We start from the raw sequence: 256 nt of genomic DNA, 5'->3' as shown, positions 1-256 counted from the left end.
CTAAAACCCAAATTATTTTGGGCGGAAATACCTATCACATGCTGTGTGCGCCTGGTATGAAGGTGATAGAAAAAGCGGGGGGTATGCATCCATTTATGGGGTGGGATGGCCCAATGCTCACCGATAGTGGCGGCTTCCAGGTATTTAGTTTGTCAAAAAATAAAGAAATCTGCACCATTGATGAAGAAGGTGCGCATTTTGCACTACCCACGAGTAAACGCATGATTCATATGACGCCTGAAATGTCGCTTGAAAC

General features: G+C 44.9%; 1 protein-coding gene. It reads left to right on the top strand.

The annotated features are described in order from the left end of the window. On the top strand, positions 1 to 256 hold a 256-nt coding region (locus tag IEX97_RS13355), incomplete at both ends, for a tRNA-guanine transglycosylase (RefSeq protein WP_188883565.1).

The organism is Paenalicyclobacillus cellulosilyticus, assembly GCF_014647315.1.
In the GTDB taxonomy this organism is placed as follows: domain Bacteria; phylum Bacillota; class Bacilli; order Alicyclobacillales; family Alicyclobacillaceae; genus Alicyclobacillus_J; species Alicyclobacillus_J cellulosilyticus.
This window is presented reverse-complemented; position numbering and strand designations above follow the sequence as displayed.